The organism is Acinetobacter sp. 228, from assembly GCF_048147885.1.
Genome location: NZ_JAYWYV010000197.1, coordinates 1 through 1,551, shown reverse-complemented (window position 1 = coordinate 1,551; position 1,551 = coordinate 1). Strand labels below are relative to the sequence as shown.

The window sequence follows — 1,551 nt, the reverse complement described above, 5'->3', positions numbered from 1 at the left end:
AAATATAAGCATCTACGCAACCAGAATTTCACTATTTAGATTGTGTTGTTTTAACGAGTTTAGAAACGTCGTAGCCATAGCTTTTCGCGGTTTGCAGATAAGATTGATATGTCGCCTCATCAAGTTGAGGGCTACGAGAAAGAATCCATAAATATTTATGGCTTGGACCACCCACTAAAGCGACCTGATAATTTGGGTCAACTCTTAAAACCCAGTAATCGCCTTTTGTAAAAGGAATCCATCTAAGACCAGAAGGTAAAAAGCTCACCTTCAATTTACTGTTGCCTTCATTTTGCGGATAAGCAACTCCTTCAGATGAGATCATTTCGCCTTTTTTTGTCGTACAGCTATTTAAAACACCAACGGTTTTGTCCGCGTTAATAGAATAGTTTGCAGTTGTATTTGCTACACAATTACGCTGAAAAAACATCGGTAAATGCGCAATTTCATACCACTTACCTGCGTATTTATTAATATCAATAGAATCAACAGCGACAGGTTTAGTATTGGTGTCTGCAAAGGTGCTCAAAGGAAGCATTAAACTGACCGCTGCAAGGCTACTGCTGATGACAAGTGATTTAAATAATAATTTCATGATTGCCCTCTTCTGTTTATTTCATACGTTTAAACATACGTCAGAGGGCTGTGAACAAAGTGTGAATTTTAAAAATTAAGCAACATTAATAAGGATTTAATTGTATTTCTTTAGTGCATCTGCAACTGGAAAATCAAGCTCAAAGCACACACCCTCAATCGTGTTATAAACTCGATAGCGGCCATGATGTAGATCCAGAATTGAAGCAACAATCGACAAACCTAATCCACCTGTTTGATTCTCATCACTTCGACTTGAGTGGCATTGGTAAAATCTTTCAAAAAGATGCTCAAGTTGATGTTCAGCAATTGAAATACCACCCGTGACCACAGTCAGACTCACCCATTGCTTATGCTCAATCATCTTATGTTTTGTTGCGATATAAATAGTTCGCTTGTCACCACCGTGAACCAACGCATTTAAAATCAGGTTATAAACGGCTCTTTGAAAAAGCTCAGGATCTGCAAATAACGTTTGAGCTTCTAAGTTAAAACTAAAATGACAGTCTTGTTCCTCGGCCTGATATTCAAAAATCTGGCATAACCTATCCATAACATCTTGGAGGTTTATTTCTTGTTTATTTACAAGCACCATTTTCTGATCGGCTCTTGCCAAGAAAAGCATGCTATCAATCATGCGTTTTAATCTGTGATAATCATCTAAATGAGAAACCAGTAAATCTTCATATTGTTCAACCGAACGTTCACCAGTTAAAGCAATCTCAGTTTGCCCAATCAGATTATTTAAAGGTGTGCGGAACTCATGTGCGATATCTTCAGAAAAACGGTTGAGCTGCGTATAGCCCTTTTCAATACGCTCAAGCATGTGGTTTATATCTTTTGAAAGTAGATCAACTTCTAAAGGTGAATTTGGGAGGTTTAACCGTTTTTGTAGCTGATTTACGTTAATAGAATGAGTTTGCTTGCGAAGCTGTTGTAGCGACTTTAAACCTAACT

General features: G+C 37.5%; 2 protein-coding genes. Both read right to left on the bottom strand.

All coding sequences use genetic code 11. The annotated features are described in order from the left end of the window. Window positions 1-31: 31 nt before the first annotated feature. Window positions 32-595: a lipocalin family protein gene (locus VXQ92_RS17320; RefSeq protein ID WP_000770558.1), complete on the bottom strand. Its 564-nt coding sequence runs from the start codon at window positions 593-595 to the stop codon at window positions 32-34. A 96-nt stretch (window positions 596-691) separates the two neighbouring features. Next, a partial coding sequence (locus VXQ92_RS17315; RefSeq protein WP_416682654.1) for an ATP-binding protein occupies window positions 692-1,551 on the bottom strand: 860 nt, incomplete at its 5' end.